The sequence below is a fragment of the Dietzia sp. UBA5065 genome (assembly GCA_002415925.1).
In the GTDB taxonomy this organism is placed as follows: Bacteria; Actinomycetota; Actinomycetes; order Mycobacteriales; family Mycobacteriaceae; genus Dietzia.
Genome location: DIAZ01000067.1, coordinates 7124 through 7508, shown reverse-complemented (window position 1 = coordinate 7508; position 385 = coordinate 7124).

The following is a 385-nucleotide window of genomic DNA, read 5'->3' as shown; positions in this document are numbered from 1 at the left end:
TGAGCCACCGCTCACTGGTGTGAACTTCCCTGCAGGCGGGGGTCCGACTTCGATCGGGCCCCCGCTTGCTGCGTCACCAAGCTTTGCCGAAGTTTCGGGCTGATCGCGCCTGAGGGCGTGAGGCCTTGACGGCACGACTACACCAAGGACCTCGGGTGGGGCCATGGTCCATGACTTTGCTGACCTTTGGACCACTCTGCTGGGGATACCCGTCTTGACTGGCGCAATATCGCCAGCAATGAAGCCGAACGCCAGCAGAGTGCGGCTAACGCCAGCAAAGTGAGTGGGTCACAGTTTCGCCGGGGGGCGTCCCCGGAAGAGAATCAGAGACATGTCCGACCATCGACGACGGGAGGCCCCCATGTTGGAGCCCGAAGACCGCAGT